At 54.9% G+C, this 15,363-nt stretch carries 15 protein-coding genes; 14 read left to right on the top strand and 1 reads right to left on the bottom strand.

Going from position 1 to position 15,363, the window contains the following annotated elements; all coding sequences use genetic code 11:
• The first annotated feature begins 14 nt into the window (after positions 1-14).
• From QMG27_RS08545 to QMG27_RS08515, 7 genes are all read left to right on the top strand, one after another.
• Positions 15-968, top strand: a complete 954-nt coding sequence (locus QMG27_RS08545; RefSeq protein ID WP_281810639.1) for a histone deacetylase family protein — start codon at positions 15-17, stop codon at positions 966-968.
• Between the two features lie 3 nt (positions 969-971).
• Entirely contained in the window at positions 972-2,216 is a 1,245-nt protein-coding gene (locus tag QMG27_RS08540) for a mechanosensitive ion channel domain-containing protein (RefSeq protein WP_281810638.1), read from the top strand.
• A gap of 122 nt (positions 2,217-2,338) precedes the next feature.
• Positions 2,339-3,088: an electron transfer flavoprotein subunit beta/FixA family protein gene (locus tag QMG27_RS08535; protein ID WP_281810637.1), complete on the top strand. Its 750-nt coding sequence runs from the start codon at positions 2,339-2,341 to the stop codon at positions 3,086-3,088.
• Positions 3,089-3,112: 24 nt separating this feature from the next.
• Positions 3,113-4,045 carry an FAD-binding protein gene (locus QMG27_RS08530; protein WP_281810636.1) on the top strand — a complete coding sequence of 311 codons (933 nt, stop codon included), beginning with the start codon at positions 3,113-3,115 and terminating at the stop codon, positions 4,043-4,045.
• Between the two features lie 65 nt (positions 4,046-4,110).
• Complete coding sequence (locus tag QMG27_RS08525; protein ID WP_281810635.1) at positions 4,111-5,901, top strand: acyl-CoA dehydrogenase C-terminal domain-containing protein; 1,791 nt, start codon at positions 4,111-4,113, stop codon at positions 5,899-5,901.
• A gap of 9 nt (positions 5,902-5,910) precedes the next feature.
• Entirely contained in the window at positions 5,911-6,705 is a 795-nt protein-coding gene (locus QMG27_RS08520) for an alpha/beta hydrolase (protein WP_281810634.1), read from the top strand.
• 27 nt (positions 6,706-6,732) lie between these two features.
• Complete coding sequence (locus QMG27_RS08515; RefSeq protein ID WP_281810633.1) at positions 6,733-7,686, top strand: nitronate monooxygenase family protein; 954 nt, start codon at positions 6,733-6,735, stop codon at positions 7,684-7,686.
• 49 nt (positions 7,687-7,735) lie between these two features.
• Here QMG27_RS08515 and QMG27_RS08510 read toward each other — a convergent pair whose 3' ends face one another.
• On the bottom strand, positions 7,736-8,179 hold the full coding sequence (locus QMG27_RS08510) for a universal stress protein (RefSeq protein ID WP_281810632.1): 444 nt from the start codon (positions 8,177-8,179) through the stop codon (positions 7,736-7,738).
• Between the two features lie 107 nt (positions 8,180-8,286).
• Here QMG27_RS08510 and QMG27_RS08505 point away from each other — a divergent pair, with 107 nt between their 5' ends.
• From QMG27_RS08505 to ccoG, 7 genes are all read left to right on the top strand, one after another.
• Positions 8,287-10,542 (top strand): cation-translocating P-type ATPase, encoded by a 2,256-nt coding sequence (locus QMG27_RS08505; protein WP_281810631.1) that lies wholly within the window; start codon positions 8,287-8,289, stop codon positions 10,540-10,542.
• Positions 10,542-10,679, top strand: coding sequence for a cbb3-type cytochrome oxidase assembly protein CcoS (gene ccoS / locus QMG27_RS08500; RefSeq protein WP_281810630.1), 138 nt, complete (start codon positions 10,542-10,544; stop codon positions 10,677-10,679). Before QMG27_RS08505 ends, ccoS begins: the two co-directional genes overlap by 1 nt.
• 62 nt (positions 10,680-10,741) lie before the next feature.
• A complete protein-coding gene (gene ccoN, locus QMG27_RS08495) occupies positions 10,742-12,169 on the top strand; it encodes a cytochrome-c oxidase, cbb3-type subunit I (protein WP_281810629.1) in 1,428 nt (475 codons plus the stop codon).
• Positions 12,170-12,179: 10 nt separating this feature from the next.
• The gene (gene ccoO / locus QMG27_RS08490; protein WP_281810628.1) at positions 12,180-12,806 is read left to right on the top strand and encodes a cytochrome-c oxidase, cbb3-type subunit II; all 627 of its coding nucleotides are present in this window, start codon (positions 12,180-12,182) and stop codon (positions 12,804-12,806) included.
• A 12-nt stretch (positions 12,807-12,818) separates the two neighbouring features.
• Complete coding sequence (locus tag QMG27_RS08485; RefSeq protein WP_281810627.1) at positions 12,819-12,956, top strand: cbb3-type cytochrome c oxidase subunit 3; 138 nt, start codon at positions 12,819-12,821, stop codon at positions 12,954-12,956.
• Between the two features lie 31 nt (positions 12,957-12,987).
• Entirely contained in the window at positions 12,988-13,905 is a 918-nt protein-coding gene (gene ccoP / locus QMG27_RS08480) for a cytochrome-c oxidase, cbb3-type subunit III (RefSeq protein ID WP_281810626.1), read from the top strand.
• 84 nt (positions 13,906-13,989) lie between these two features.
• The gene (gene ccoG / locus QMG27_RS08475) at positions 13,990-15,360 is read left to right on the top strand and encodes a cytochrome c oxidase accessory protein CcoG (protein ID WP_281814578.1); all 1,371 of its coding nucleotides are present in this window, start codon (positions 13,990-13,992) and stop codon (positions 15,358-15,360) included.
• Positions 15,361-15,363 lie beyond the last annotated feature (3 nt).

Below are 15,363 nucleotides of genomic sequence, written 5' to 3'. Positions count from 1 at the left end.
GAGGCAGACACGCGATGAGTAAAACAGGCTATTACACACACCCGCTGTGCTTGAAGCACGAGATGGGTGAAGGACATCCCGAATGTCCCGAGCGGCTCAGCGCCATTCAAGACCGATTGCTCATCAGTGGCGTCGATTTAGGTCTGACCCCCATGGAAGCGCCCGAAGCGCCGTTGGCGGACATTGAGCTGGCGCATGACCGCATGTACATCGCCTCATTGCGTGGGCTCTCCGACCAATTGGTAGAAGACATGGCTGCAGGTGGCCCCGCTTACGGGCACTTGGATGCAGACACCAGCATCAACAGTTTCACCTGGAAAGCCGCATTGGCGTCAGCAGGCGCGGCGGTGGCTGCCACCGATGCTGTGATTGCCGGTGAATTGAGCAATGCGTTTTGTGCGATTCGCCCACCTGGGCACCATGCAGAACGTGCCAAGGCAGGCGGCTTTTGCTTTTTCAACAACATCGCCATTGCGGCCAAGTACGCGCTGGAGCGTCACGGGTTGAAGCGTGTTGCGGTGGTGGACTTTGATGTGCACCACGGCAACGGCACCGAAGACATTTTGAGTGGCGATGATCGCGTGTTGATGGTCAGTTTTTTTCAGCACCCGTTTTATCCCCACAGCGGCACCGAGAACCCTGCCGCCAATATGGTGAACATTCCTGTGCCTGCATATACCAAGGGCATGGAGGTTCGCGAGTTGATTGAGACCTATTGGGTGCCCCGCCTTGAAGAATTCAAACCTGAGATGATTTTCATCAGCGCGGGTTTTGATGCGCACCGCGAAGACGACATGGGGCAGATGGGCTTGGTCGAGCAAGACTACGCTTGGATCACCCACCGGCTGCGCGACATTGCCGCACGTCATGCACAAGGGCGCATCGTGTCTTGCCTCGAAGGCGGGTACGATTTGAGCTCGCTGAGTCGCAGCGTGGAAGCGCATGTGCGCGTATTAGCCGATATTTAATCCATGAATGAATTGCAAGAGTTGTTGCTGGACCTGCAGAGTCCAGCAATCGTGTTAGAGCTCGCCGGTTTGGTGTTGTGTTTGGCCTTGGCTTGGGGGGTGAGCTGGGCCTTGGGTCGGCAATCCACGGCGCGTGGTTCGATTTTGTTTGGCCGTCGCTTGGTGGACGGCTTGTTGTTTCCCAGCTTGGCGCTCGTGCTGACCTATGGCTTGAAACTGGTGCTCATGAAGACCCAGCGTGTGTCGGTGCTCAAGGTGGCTTTGCCGGTGCTGGTGTCGTTGGTGTTGATTCGCTTGATTGCCCGTGTGTTGGCGGCGGTGTTTCCTCATTCGCGTTGGGCGCGCATCCTAGAACAAGTGGTGTCTTGGCTGGCGTGGGGCTTGGCGGTGCTGTGGGTCACGGGCTGGTGGGGGCCGATGGTCGATGAGCTCGATGGCTTGCAGTTCACCCTTGGCAAGACCCATGTGAGCGTGACGCATGTGTTGGAGGTGGTGTTCACCTCGAGCTTGGTGTTGGTGCTGGCGCTGTGGCTGTCAGCGACGCTGGAACAACGTGTGCTCAACCGTGCGTTTGACGATTTGTCGATGCGCAAAGTGGCCGCCAACGCGTTGCGCGTGTTGTTGTTGGTCATTGGCACTTTGTTTGCCTTGTCTTCTCTGGGGTTTGACCTCACGGCACTTTCTGTCTTGGGTGGAGCCTTGGGCGTGGGGATTGGTTTTGGCTTGCAAAAACTCGCGGCCAACTATGTGAGTGGTTTTGTCATCTTGCTGGAACGCTCGCTGCGTATTGGCGACTTTGTGCGCGTAGATGGCTTTGAAGGCCGTGTGACCGACATCAAGACGCGCTATACCTTGGTGCGTGCGAGCAATGGCAGCGAATCAGTGGTGCCTAACGAGTTGCTTTTGACGCAACGTGTGGAGAACTTGTCCTTGGAAAGCCGCCACTTGCTGCAAACCTGCACGTTTTGGGTGGGTTTGGAAAGTGATGTCGAACGTGTGCAAGATTTGCTGGTTCGAGCGGCCTTGGGTGTCGAATGGGTGTTGTCTCAGCCCGCGCCTCAGGCTTTGCTAGGCGAGGTGGCGCCCCAAGGCTTACGATTCAACCTGAATTTTTGGATGGAAGACCCCGTCAATGGCCAATCGCTGACGCGTTCGCGTGTCAATATTGCGGCTTTGAGCGCTTTACGTGCTGACGGGGTGATGCTGGTGCATTCCCCTCAAGAGGTGGTTTTGCGCCATCCGGCATGAGTTTTTCCTAGGGACTTCCCTAAAAAAGCACGGTCGTTCTATCAAAAAGTCGGTTTGCTAACTACAATGTTACGTTTACGTAAACGTCAATCTGTTTAATTCTAAAAATTGGAGCTTTTGCCATGAAAGTTTTGGTCGCTGTCAAACGCGTGGTGGACTACAACGTCAAGGTCCGCGTGAAGTCGGACAACTCAGGCGTTGACATTGCCAACGTCAAAATGAGCATGAACCCGTTTGATGAGATTGCGGTGGAAGAAGCTGTGCGCCTCAAAGAAAAGGGCGTGGTCACTGAAGTGATTGCTGTGTCTTGCGGCGTGGCGCAGTGCCAAGAAACTTTGCGCACCGCGATGGCCATTGGTGCGGATCGTGGCATCTTGGTGGAAACCGCTGAAGAGCTGCAACCCTTGGCTGTGGCCAAACTGCTCAAAGCTTTGGTGGACAAAGAGCAACCCGGCTTGGTGATCTTGGGCAAACAAGCGATTGACGACGACTGCAACCAAACTGGCCAAATGTTGGCGGCTTTGACTGACATGCCGCAAGCGACCTTTGCTTCTAAAGTTGAACTGAGCGCCGACAAAGCCAGCGTGACCCGCGAGGTGGATGGCGGTTTGGAAACTGTCTCTGTGAACTTGCCAGCCGTGGTGACCACCGACTTGCGCTTGAACGAGCCTCGCTATGTGACCTTGCCCAACATCATGAAGGCCAAGAAAAAACAGCTCGACACCTTCAAGCCCGAAGACTTGGGCGTGGATGTGGCGCCTCGCATCAAGACCCTCAAAGTGGTCGAGCCTGCCAAGCGCAGCGCGGGCATCAAGGTGCCAGATGTGGCGACCTTGGTGGACAAGCTCAAGAACGTTGCCAAAGTTATCTAATTTAAAAACGCAGGAAGAAACAACATGACATCCCTCGTTATTGCAGAACACGACAACGCCAGCATCAAAGGCGCAACCTTGAACACCGTCACAGCCGCAGCAGCCATTGGCGCTGATGTGCATGTGTTGGTGGCTGGCCACAACGCAGGTGCCGCTGCAGCCGCTGCAGCGCAAATTGCAGGCGTGAGCAAAGTGATTCACGCCGACGGTGCAAGCCTTGAAGCAGGTTTGGCTGAGAACGTGGCAGCGCAAGTCTTGTCCATTGTTAGCAACTACACCCACATCTTGTTCCCTGCGACTGCCAACGGCAAAAACGTTGCCCCTCGCGTGGCTGCTAAGTTGGATGTGGGCCAGATCAGCGACATCACCAAGGTGGACAGCCCTGACACGTTTGAGCGCCCCATCTACGCCGGTAACGCCATTGCCACCGTGCAAAGCGCCGATGCGGTGAAAGTCATCACTGTGCGCACCACAGGTTTTGATGCAGCCGCTGCCACAGGTGGTTCTGCTGCTGTCGAAACCGCAGCAGCCGCAGCCGATTCAGGCAAGAGCAGCTTTGTGGGCCGCGAAGTGACCAAGAGCGACCGTCCTGAGCTGACCGCCGCCAAGATCATTGTGTCGGGTGGCCGTGCTTTGGGTAGCTCAGAGAAGTTCAATGAAGTCATGACGCCACTCGCCGACAAACTCGGTGCGGCCATTGGTGCGAGCCGCGCTGCGGTGGATGCAGGCTATGCCGCCAACGACTTGCAAGTGGGTCAAACCGGCAAGATCGTCGCGCCCCAGTTGTATGTGGCCTGCGGCATCAGCGGTGCGATTCAGCACTTGGCGGGCATGAAAGATTCCAAGGTGATCGTGGCGATCAACAAAGACCCAGAAGCCCCCATCTTCAGCGTGGCGGACTTCGGTTTGGAGGCCGACCTCTTCACCGCTGTGCCTGAGCTGGTGTCAGCCCTTTAATCACACGTTTTAAAAAGCACTCTGCGGGGTGCTTTTTTCTTGACCAATTTTTGGAGACATAGAACATGAGTTACATCGCCCCCGTCAAAGACATGCTGTTCAACATGGAGCACTTGGCTGGTCTCAACCAAGTGGCCCAAATTCCTGCGTTTGAAGACATGGGTGTGGAAACTGCCCAAGCTGTGTTGGAAGAAAGTGCCAAGCTGACCCAAGACGTGTTGGCGCCTTTGAACTGGGAAGGCGACAAAAACCCATCGTCTTTCAAAGATGGCCATGTCACCACCACGCCCGGCTTCAAAGAAGCCTACCAACAGTATTGCGAAGGCGGTTGGCAAAGCTTGCAGCATCCTGGTGACTTCGGCGGCCAAGGCTTGCCCAAGACCATTGGCGCGGCGTGCGGCGAAATGCTCAACTCGGCCAACATGAGTTTTGCCTTGTGTCCCATGTTGACCGATGGCGCGATTGAGGCCCTGCTCACAGCAGGCTCTGACGAACTGAAAGCCACGTACCTCGAGAAGCTCATCTCCGGCGAGTGGACCGGCACGATGAACTTGACCGAGCCACAAGCGGGCTCTGACTTGGCCGCTGTGCGCAGCCGTGCCGAGCCTTTGCCTGATGGCACTTACAAAGTGTTTGGCACCAAGATTTTCATCACCTACGGTGAGCACGACATGGCTGAGAACATCATTCACTTGGTGTTGGCCCGTGTGCAAGGCGCTCCCGAAGGCGTGAAGGGCATCAGCTTGTTTGTGGTGCCTAAGTTCATGGTGAACAAAGATGGCTCATTGGGCGCACGCAACGATGTGCACTGCGTGAGCATCGAGCACAAGATGGGCATCAAAGCCAGCCCCACAGCCGTGTTGCAGTATGGCGACCATGGTGGTGCGATTGGTTACCTCGTCGGTGAAGAAAACCGTGGCCTCGAATACATGTTCATCATGATGAACGCCGCGCGTTACGCTGTGGGCGTGCAAGGCATCTCCATTGCCGAGCGTGCGTACCAAAAGGCAGTGACGTTCTCGCGCGACCGCGTGCAAAGCCGCCCTGTGGACGGCAGCATGAAGACCAGCGCCCCCATCATTCACCACCCAGATGTGCGCCGCATGTTGATGACCATGCGCGCCTACACCGAAGGCTGCCGTGCGATGGCTACTGTGGCTGCTGCTGCGTACGACGCATCGCACCACCATCCAGATGCTGACACCCGCAAAGAGAACTTGGCGTTCTATGAGTTCTTGGTGCCTTTGGTCAAAGGCTTCAGCACCGAGATGAGTTTGGAAGTCACCAGCCTTGGCGTGCAAGTGCACGGCGGCATGGGCTTCATTGAAGAAACAGGTGCGGCACAGTACTACCGCGATTCCAAAATTTTGACGATTTACGAAGGCACGACTGCCATTCAAGCCAACGACTTGATTGGCCGGAAAACAGGTCGTGACGGTGGTCAAACCGCCAAAGGCATTGCAGCGCAAATCGCCAACACCGAGGCTGACTTGTTAAAGAGCGGCAGTGCCAACGCCAAGGCGATGGCCGCACGTTTGAAAGCAGCCCGCGAAGCTTTCTTGGATGTCGTCGACTTCGTGGTGGCAGGCGCCAAAGCCAGCCCCAATGCCGTGTTTGCTGGCAGCGTGCCCTACCTCATGCTCACCGGCAACTTGGTGGCAGGCTGGCAAATGGCACGTGCGTTGTTGGTGGCTGAGGCTGAACTGGCCAAAGGCAACGACGCGGTGTTCATGCAATCCAAAATCACCACGGCGCGTTTCTATGCCGACCACATCTTGACCAAAGTGCCAGGCATGCGCGACAGCATCGTGGACGGTGCGGACAGCGTGACTGAGTTGGCGCTCGACGCGTTCTAAAACCAAGCCATGCGCGGCCTCGCTCGCATTCGAAGTCTTCTTCGTGCCGCTTGTGTGGGCTGCGTGCTGGCATGTTTGCTTGCACCTGCTTGGGCGGCGGATCGATTGATGTCGGTGAGCACACGCCCCGAGGTCACCACCGGTTACTGGTGGATGCCGCGTGACGGTGCTGCAGCCACTGTGGTGCTTTTTTCAGGCGGCACGGGCGGCATTGGCTACCGCGATGGCGAGCCTAAGTCGGGCAACTTCTTGATTCGCAGCCGCGACGAATTTGCCAAGGCGGGTTTCAACGTGGCTTTGATGGGCAATCCCAGCGATATGCCCAAACTCAACCCAGTGTTTCGTCAGTCGCCTGAGCACTTTGCGGATGTGCGAGCGGTGCTGCAAGACATTCGCACGCGCAGCCCTGCGCCTATTTGGTTGGTGGGCACGAGCCAAGGCACCATCAGTGCCGCAGCCGCAGGGATTGATCTGGGTTTTTCCATTCAAGGTGTGGTGTTGACCGCCACTTTGAGTGGTCACCAATTCGGTGGTTCAGTGTCGGACTTGCCTTTAGATAAATTGAGCGTCCCAGTACTGGTACATCAACATGCCAAAGACAGTTGCAAAATCACGCCGCCGTATTTGGCCGCACGATTGATGGGCAAGCTCACGGCGGCTCCCGTTAAGAAATACATGGAAGTCGATGGCGGGCAAAACCCCACAGGCCCACCGTGTGAGGCTTTTCACTACCATGGCTACATTGAGATGGAGTCCGAGGCGGTAGCCCAAATCTCAGCTTGGATCAAACACCCTGTGCCCTAGGCACATTACTTTTTGAAAGCGCGACGCATGTCTAAACTCCCTGCCGTTTTCGATGCACTCAAATTTCCAGTCATTGCTTCGCCCATGTTCATTCTCAGCACACCTAAGCTGGTGATTGCGCAGTGCAAGGCGGGGGTGGTGGGATCGATGCCCGCGCTGAATGCACGCCCTGCTGAGCAACTGGAGGAGTGGTTGATTGAAATCACGGAGGCCTTGGCCGCGCACAACCGCGATCACCCCGACCAACCCGCAGCACCATTTGCCATCAATCAAATCGTCCACAAAAGCAATGACCGCTTAGAGCACGACATGGCCATGTGTGTGAAGTACAAGGTGCCCATCATCATCACGTCGCTCGGGGCGCGTGAGGATGTGAATGCCGCTGCGCACAGCTACGGTGGCATCGTGATGCACGATGTCATCAACAACACCTTTGCCAAAAAGGCGATAGAAAAAGGCGCTGATGGTTTGATTGCCGTGGCAGCTGGCGCTGGGGGGCATGCAGGCGTGAAGAGCCCATTTGCTTTGATTCAAGAAATTCGCGAGTGGTTTGATGGTCCCTTGGCTTTGAGTGGCTCCATTGCCACGGGCGGGGCCATCTTGGCTGCGCAAGCCATGGGCGCAGACTTTGCCTACATTGGCTCCGCTTTCATTGCGACCGAAGAGGCCAGAGCAGCAGAGGAATACAAACAGGCGGTGGTAGACGCCACATCGGATGACATTGTGTTGAGCAATTTGTTCACCGGTGTGCACGGCAACTACTTGGCCCCGTCGATTCGCAAGGCAGGTCTTGATCCTGCCAACCTACCCGAGAGCGATCCGAGCAAGATGAACTTTGGGGGCGGCGCACAAAAAGCTTGGAAAGACATTTGGGGCTGCGGCCAAGGCATTGGTGTGGTCAAAGCCGTGGTCCCTGCCGCAGAGTTGGTGGCGCGTTTGAAGCGTGAGTACCAAGCGGCGAAGCAACGCGTGAGCGCTTAAATAGGAAAGCCGCTCAGTGAGCGGCTTTTGAGTGTGCAGCGTGAGGTGATTAACGCAGCACCAACACCGGTACGTTGGCGTGTGTCAACACCTGTTGTGTCTCGCTGCCCAACAGCAAGCGCTTGATGCCACGGCGGCCGTGTGAGGCCATGACGATCAAATCGGCCTTGTGTTTTTTGGCAGCAGCGATCAGTGCGTCAGACACGATGTCGGATTTGACAACCACGGCTTTGGTGTTCACACCTTTGGCTTTGGCGGATTTCACGACAGCGTCCAACACTTTTTGTGCGCCGTCTGTCCAGCCTTTTTCAATTTTGGAAACTTCTGATGCCGTCAATGGCAAGGAGCCTTCGAAGTAACTTTGTGGGTAACGTGGGGTAACCTTGACTGCAATCAGCTCAGCGCCACTCAAGGCCGCCAATTCAATGGCGCTGTTGATGGCTTTTTTGGACAAGGTAGAACCATCTGTCGCGACCAAAATGCGTTTGTACATAAACTGCTCCTCTTGTTGATTTTGATGGTTTAGCTTAACCCATGTATCAAAACCCGTGTTGATACACGTCAAGTCTAAGTTAGACCCAGCCGTTAGGCTACATACCTATGCATCCAGATTCATCGATGGTTGAACTGCTTGACGACCGCCAAGAGTGGTTGCGATTCAGTCAGCAGCACAAAAATAAACAAAACCCTCAAGCCAATGACTGCTGGGATTCCCATGTGGTCATTCAAGGCATGCACTGTGCCGCCTGCGCATTCACAGTGGAAGCGGCGCTCATGTCAGTGCCTGGCGTGCAGTCGGCCGAAGTCAATGCCGCAACGCATCGCGCCAAAGTGGTGTGGTCGGAGCGCCAAGTCAAACCTTCGGCGTGGATGGCTGCCATCCACAAAGTGGGCTACGGCGCGTTGCCTGCAGCCGACAGCAGTTTGCGCCAAGCCCGCCATGAAGAAGGTCGACGTGCCTTGTGGCGCTGGTTGGTTGCTGGCTTTTGCATGATGCAGGTGATGATGTATGCCTACCCAGCCTACGTGGCGCAAGAGGGAGACATCACAGCTGACATGGTGTTTTTGCTGCGCTGGGCCTCGTGGGTGCTGACCTTGCCCGTGGTCTTGTTTTCGTGCGGACCATTTTTTAGCAACGCCCTGCGTGACATTCGCGCACGTCAAGTGAGCATGGATTTGCCAGTGGCCTTGGGCATGGTGATCACGTTCTTGCTCAGTTCGGTGGCCACGTTCGAACCGAACGGTATTTTTGGTGCGGAGGTGTATTACGACTCGCTCACCATGTTTGTGTTCTTCTTGCTCACAGGGCGTTGGCTAGAGCTACGCGTGCGCGACCGCACAGCAGGTGCCTTAGAAGCCTTGATGAACCGTTTGCCCGACAGCGTGGAACGCCAGTTGCCCAACGGCGATTTTGAGCGTGTGGCTGTTCGACGTGTGATGGTGGGAGATGTGATTCGTGTATCGCCCGCGGAGAGCTTTCCGGCCGACGGTGTCATTTTGCAAGGGCAGACGCTGACCGATGAGGCTTTGCTCACGGGAGAGTCGCACCCGCAATCGCGTGGTGAGGGTGACACGGTGGTGGCAGGTAGCCACAACCTGAGCGGCATCGTCACTGTGCGTGTGGTGCAGGTGGGCGAGGGCACGCAGTTCTCGCAAATCGTGTCGTTGATGGAAAACGCTTCCTTGCAAAAACCACGCTTGGCGCAGTTGGCCGATCGCATTGCCAAACCGTTTTTGATAGGCGTGTTGGTGTTGGCAGTGCTTTCGGCCGTGTATTGGTGGCCCACCAATCCGGGGCATGCCTTGATGATTGCGGTGGCTGTGTTGGTGGTGACGTGTCCCTGCGCCTTGTCTTTGGCCACGCCCGCAGCCATGTTGGCTGCTGCTGGTAATTTGGCACGTCACGGTGTTTTGGTGCGCAATCTGCAAGCCTTGGAGTCGTTGGCTGAGATTGACACTTTGATTTTTGACAAGACGGGCACGCTCACGCAAGACGGTCAGCGCATCACGCAGGTGATGACGGCTGAGGGCATATCCCCCGAATACGCCTTGCGCTTGGCCGCGGCATTGGCCAAGCATTCCTTGCATCCTTTGTCACGTGCCTTGGTCAAAGCGCACGACGCGTCAGGGCAGGGGGATGCACTCGATGCACAAGATGTAAACGAAATGATTGGTCTTGGCTTAGAGGGGCAGCTGGATGGTTTGCTGCGCTTGGGTTCTGCCAAGTTTTGTGCGCCAAAAACCAAGGGAATACCCGATAAAGCCAGTCTTTGCCAAGTACACTTGTGTACTGAAAACGAGTGGTTGGCGAGCTGGCGGCTGTCCGAAGATGTTCGCGATGACGCGGTGCAGACCGTGCAAGCGCTGAAAAGTTTGAATGTCGATGTATGGCTGCTGTCGGGTGACAGGCCCGAATCAGCTCAGCATGTGGCCCAAGAAGTGGGTATTGCCCAGGCTTTTGGGGCGTGTACACCGCAAGACAAGCTCTCACGCATGCAAGCTGCGCAGTCGCAAGGCGCGCGGGTGGCGATGGTGGGTGATGGCCTCAATGATGGTCCCGTTTTGGCAGGTGCCCATGTGTCCATGGCGTTTGGCAATGCGGTGCCCTTGGCGCAGTCCAAATCGGACTTGGTGCTGATGGGGGGCAGCTTGTTGGTGGTGGCGCAAAGTGTCAAGTTGGCCAGACACACCCTCAGGGTGGTCAAGCAAAACTTGGTGTGGGCTGCCGTCTACAACGCCTTGTGCGTGCCATTGGCTGTGGTCGGGTTGTTGCCCGCATGGTTGGCTGGCTTGGGTATGGCGCTGAGCTCGTTGTGGGTTGTGTTGAACTCTTTGCGACTCACCAAAGGATTTTGATGGATATCTTGTATTTGTTGATCCCGCTGTCGGTGCTTTTGGTTCTTTTCATCTTGGGAGGCCTCTGGTGGGCCATCCATAGAGGCCAATTTGACAGCGTAGAGCAAGAAGGCGAGCGTATTCTTCGAGACGATTGATTTGAATCAATAACTTTTTTGAGTTATTTGAGGATACTGGTTTGAAAAATGAAAGGTGACCGATGAACACATCAGAGCACGCTGTTTACAACGATACCGTTGTACGGCAGTTTTCCATCATGGCGGTGGTTTGGGGCGTTGTGGGCATGTTGGTGGGCGTTATCGTCGCATCGCAGCTTGCTTGGCCTGAACTTAACTTTGGTATCCCTTGGTTGACTTACGGTCGTCTGCGTCCGTTGCACACCAATGCGGTGATTTTTGCGTTCGGCGGTTCTGCGCTGTTTGCGACCAGTTACTACGTGGTGCAGCGCACTTGCCACACCGCTTTGTTCTTGCCTAAGCTCGCTTCCTTCACCTTCTGGGGTTGGCAGTTGGTCATCTTGGCTGCGGCTGTGAGCTTGCCTTTGGGTTTTACCCAAGGTAAGGAATACGCTGAACTCGAGTGGCCCATCGACATCTTGATCGCTGTGGTGTGGGTTGCGTACGCTGTGGTGTTCTTCGGCACCGTCGGTACACGCAAGATCAAACACATTTATGTGGCCAACTGGTTCTACGGTGCCTTCATTATTGCGGTGGCTTTGTTGCACATCGTCAATAGCGCAGCGATTCCTGCTGGCATGATGAAGTCTTACTCTGCATACGCTGGCGCACAAGACGCCATGGTGCAGTGGTGGTACGGCCACAATGCCGTGGGCTTCTTCTTGACCGCTGGCTTCTTGGGCATGATGTACTACTTCATCCCCAAGCAAGCTGGTCGCCCTGTTTACTCTTACCGTTTGTCCATCGTCCACTTCTGGGCTTTGATCTTCACTTACATGTGGGCGGGTCCTCACCACTTGCACTACACCGCGTTGCCTGACTGGACTCAGTCTTTGGGTATGGTGTTCTCTTTGGTGTTGTTGGCTCCTAGCTGGGGCGGCATGATCAACGGCATCATGACCTTGTCTGGCGCATGGCACAAACTGCGTGACGACCCTATCTTGCGCTTCTTGATCGTGTCCTTGTCGTTCTACGGTATGTCCACGTTCGAAGGTCCCATGATGGCCATCAAGACAGTGAACGCTTTGTCTCACTACACCGATTGGACCGTGGGCCACGTGCACTCTGGTGCTTTGGGCTGGGTGGGCTTGGTGTCCATGGGGTCTATCTATTACTTGGTGCCTAAGTTGTTTGGCCGCAAGGAAATGTTCAGCGTCAAAGCCATCGAAGTGCACTTCTGGTTGGCCACCATCGGTATCGTGTTGTACATCGCTGCCATGTGGATTGCCGGTGTGATGCAAGGTTTGATGTGGCGCGCTATCAATGCGGACGGCACATTGACTTACACCTTCGTGGAGTCTGTCAAAGCCACTTATCCGTTCTACGTGATTCGTGTGTGCGGCGGCTTGCTGTACCTGAGCGGCATGATCATCATGTTGTGGAACGTTGTGAAAACTGCGACCAACGGTCAAGCAGCCACCGTTGCCATTCCAGCACCTGCACACGCCTGAGGAGAAATAAATGTCTGATAACCATTCCCAAGGCGGCTTGTCACACGCACGTGTGGAGACCAGCAACTTTTTGATGATCGTGTTGATCTTGATCGCTGTAGCTTTCGGCGGCTTGGTCGAGATCGTGCCTTTGTTCTTCCAAAAATCCACCACTGAACCTGTGACGGGCGTCAAGCCTTACACCGCATTGCAGTTGGCTGGTCGCGATGTGTACATCCGCGAAGGTTGCTACAACTGCCATTCACAAATGATTCGTCCCTTCCGCGCAGAAACACTGCGTTACGGTCACTACTCAGTGGCTGGCGAGTCTGTGTATGACCACCCCTTCCAATGGGGCAGCAAGCGCACCGGTCCAGACTTGGCTCGCGTGGGCGGCAAGTACAGCGACGAATGGCACCGTGTTCACTTGAACAATCCACGCGATGTGGTGCCTGAGTCCAACATGCCTGAATACCCATGGTTGGCTAAGAACGTGGTGAACGCTGCACAAGTGCCTGCCAACATGAGCGCTTTGCGTAAAGTGGGCGTGCCTTATACGGATGAAGAAATCGCTAAAGCAGCGGAAGATGTGACAGGTAAAACTGAACTTGAAGCTGTGATTGCTTACCTCCAAGGCTTGGGTCTCGCGCTCAAATAAGGAGACATGACCATGGATGTCAACGATCTGCGAGTCATCACCACGGTGCTGTCATTTGCTGTGTTTGTCGGCATCATGGTCTGGGCTTTTTCTCGACGTAACAAAGAAGATTTTGAGGCAGCCTCGAAGCTGCCCCTCGATCAAGACTAAGGCCTAGAGGTCTTTGTAAAGGAATCGAATCATGAGTGATTTCACAAGTAATTTTTGGTCGATCTTCGTATCTGCCATTGCAATTTTGGGTATCGTGTACTGCGCGTTTTTGCTGTGGTTCTCGGCCAAAGTCAAGGTGTCTGCACACGAAGAAGACGGTACCACTGGCCACGTGTGGGACGGTGATTTGCGCGAAATGAACAATCCGTTGCCACGTTGGTGGTTGTGGTTGTTCATCATCACCATGGTGTTTGCTGTGGTGTACGGTTTGGCATACCCAGGTTTGGGTAGCTTTGCTGGCAAATTGGGCTGGAGCTCAGCCGGTCAATACGAAGCTGAAGTGGCCAAAGCCAACCAAGAGTTGGAGCCACTGTATGCGGCTTTCAATGCACAAACACCAGAGCAACTGTCTCAAGACCCCAAGGCCATGGCTGTGGGCGAGCGTTTGTTCATGAACAACTGCGCACAGTGCCACGGCTCTGATGCACGCGGTTCAAAAGGCTTCCCCAACTTGACCGACAAGGACTGGTTGCACGGCGGCACAACCGACAAGATCAAAGAGACCATCACCAAAGGTCGCATTGGTCAAATGCCTCCTATGGCTGCTGCCGTGGGTACACCTGACGATGTGCGCAACGTGTCTCACTACGTGATGAGCTTGTCTGGTAGCCCACACGACTCTGTGCGTGCCGCTTTGGGTAAAGGCAAGTTCGGTGCATGTGCTGCATGTCACGGCCCTGATGGCGCTGGTATGCAAGCGGTGGGTTCTGCCAACCTGACTGACAAGATCTGGTTGCACGGTTGGGGCGAAGAGGCCATCACCGCCATGATCAACAACGGTAAAGTGAACCAAATGCCTGCACAAGAAGGCCGTTTGACAGAGTCACAAATCCACGTGTTGACTGCTTATGTTTGGGGCTTCTCTAACAAACCTGCTGCCACGAAGTAATTTGCTTTGAATTCTGCTGACGACTCTAAGCAGCGCAAAACCATCCCCATCGTTCCAGAGCCTTCGGGCTCTGCGGACGAGGCGATGGTTTCGCTTTATGCTGCATCTAAAAAAATCTACCCTCGCTCTGTCGAGGGTATCTTTGCTTATTGGCGTTGGATTTTTGTAGTCCTGACGCAGCTGATTTTTTACGGTTTGCCGTGGTTTGAGTGGGGCACACGCCAAGCGGTGTTGTTTGACCTTACTTCGCGCCGTTTTTATATTTTTGGTTTGGTCTTGTACCCGCAGGACTTCATTTACCTCACCGGCTTATTGGTGATCTCAGCCTTGGCGCTGTTTTTGTTTACCGCCGTAGCAGGGCGCTTGTGGTGTGGCTACGCCTGCCCACAAACGGTGTACAGCGAAATCTTTTTGTGGATCGAGCGCAAGATCGAGGGCGATCGTTCAGCCCGCATGCGCTTGGATGATGCAGATTTCTCACTCGAGAAACTGGTCAAGAAATGGTACAAGCACCTGATTTGGATCTTTCTCTCGATCTGGACAGGCTTTACCTTCGTGGGTTACTTCACGCCGATTCGTGAGTTGGTGATGGAGTTCTTCCTCACGCAAATGTCTTCGTGGGAACTCTTTTGGGTTTTCTTTTATGCGTTTGCCACCTATGGCAATGCGGGCTTCATGCGTGAGCAAATTTGCAAATACATGTGCCCCTATGCGCGCTTTCAAAGCGCAATGTTTGACAACGACACGCTCATCGTCACCTATGACGCTGAACGTGGCGAGCCACGCGGCCCACGCTCGAAGAGTGCTGATGTTGCTGCCTTGAATTTAGGGGCCTGTGTGGACTGCACCTTGTGCGTGCAGGTGTGCCCCACAGGTATTGATATCCGTGATGGTTTGCAGTACGAGTGCATTGGCTGTGGTGCCTGTGCCGATGTGTGCGATACCGTGATGGATAAGCTGGGTTACGCCAAAGGTTTGGTGCGTTACTCCACCCAAAACGCCTTGGACAACAAGTGGACGCCTAAGCAAATTTGGCAACGCGTCATGCGCCCACGCATTCAGATTTACACCATGATTTTGGTGGCAATCACGCTCAGCTTATTGGTGTCGTTGGGTTTGCGTACGCCGTTCAAGGTGGACGTGGTGCGAGATCGCTCGACCCTGTCACGCATCACCGAAAGCGGCACGCTGGAGAATGTGTACCGCTTACAAATTATGAACGCCGCCGAAGTGGCGAGGACTTATCGTTTGTCGGCCAAGGGCTTGACTGGTTTGCAAATCACCACAGACAAAGAAGTGCTGGTCGAGCCAGCGCAGGCGCGCTGGGTGGTGTTGCGTGCAGACATTCCTTACGGCTCAGCCCCAAGTGGTTCACACAAAATCCAATTTGAAATTCAGGCAACCGACACGGATGATGTGGTTGTTGAAAAATCTGTGTTCATCGTTCCAAGGTAAATC

The sequence above is a fragment of the Limnohabitans sp. MORI2 genome (assembly GCF_027925025.1).
Lineage (GTDB): Bacteria > Pseudomonadota > Gammaproteobacteria > Burkholderiales > Burkholderiaceae_C > Limnohabitans.
Note: the sequence above shows the minus strand (reverse complement) of the source record. Positions and strands in the feature narration are given on the sequence as shown.

Bases quoted from the DNA above. Each gene is read 5' to 3' on its own strand.
- QMG27_RS08545 (WP_281810639.1), top strand. From the start codon at position 15: ATGAGTAAAACAGGCTATTACACACACCCGCTGTGCTTGAAGCACGAG.
- QMG27_RS08540 (WP_281810638.1), top strand. From the start codon at position 972: ATGAATGAATTGCAAGAGTTGTTGCTGGACCTGCAGAGTCCAGCAATC.
- QMG27_RS08535 (WP_281810637.1), top strand. From the start codon at position 2,339: ATGAAAGTTTTGGTCGCTGTCAAACGCGTGGTGGACTACAACGTCAAG.
- QMG27_RS08530 (WP_281810636.1), top strand. From the start codon at position 3,113: ATGACATCCCTCGTTATTGCAGAACACGACAACGCCAGCATCAAAGGC.
- QMG27_RS08525 (WP_281810635.1), top strand. From the start codon at position 4,111: ATGAGTTACATCGCCCCCGTCAAAGACATGCTGTTCAACATGGAGCAC.
- QMG27_RS08520 (WP_281810634.1), top strand. From the start codon at position 5,911: ATGCGCGGCCTCGCTCGCATTCGAAGTCTTCTTCGTGCCGCTTGTGTG.
- QMG27_RS08515 (WP_281810633.1), top strand. From the start codon at position 6,733: ATGTCTAAACTCCCTGCCGTTTTCGATGCACTCAAATTTCCAGTCATT.
- QMG27_RS08510 (WP_281810632.1), bottom strand. From the start codon at position 8,179: ATGTACAAACGCATTTTGGTCGCGACAGATGGTTCTACCTTGTCCAAA.
- QMG27_RS08505 (WP_281810631.1), top strand. From the start codon at position 8,287: ATGCATCCAGATTCATCGATGGTTGAACTGCTTGACGACCGCCAAGAG.
- ccoS (WP_281810630.1), top strand. From the start codon at position 10,542: ATGGATATCTTGTATTTGTTGATCCCGCTGTCGGTGCTTTTGGTTCTT.
- ccoN (WP_281810629.1), top strand. From the start codon at position 10,742: ATGAACACATCAGAGCACGCTGTTTACAACGATACCGTTGTACGGCAG.
- ccoO (WP_281810628.1), top strand. From the start codon at position 12,180: ATGTCTGATAACCATTCCCAAGGCGGCTTGTCACACGCACGTGTGGAG.
- QMG27_RS08485 (WP_281810627.1), top strand. From the start codon at position 12,819: ATGGATGTCAACGATCTGCGAGTCATCACCACGGTGCTGTCATTTGCT.
- ccoP (WP_281810626.1), top strand. From the start codon at position 12,988: ATGAGTGATTTCACAAGTAATTTTTGGTCGATCTTCGTATCTGCCATT.
- ccoG (WP_281814578.1), top strand. From the start codon at position 13,990: ATGGTTTCGCTTTATGCTGCATCTAAAAAAATCTACCCTCGCTCTGTC.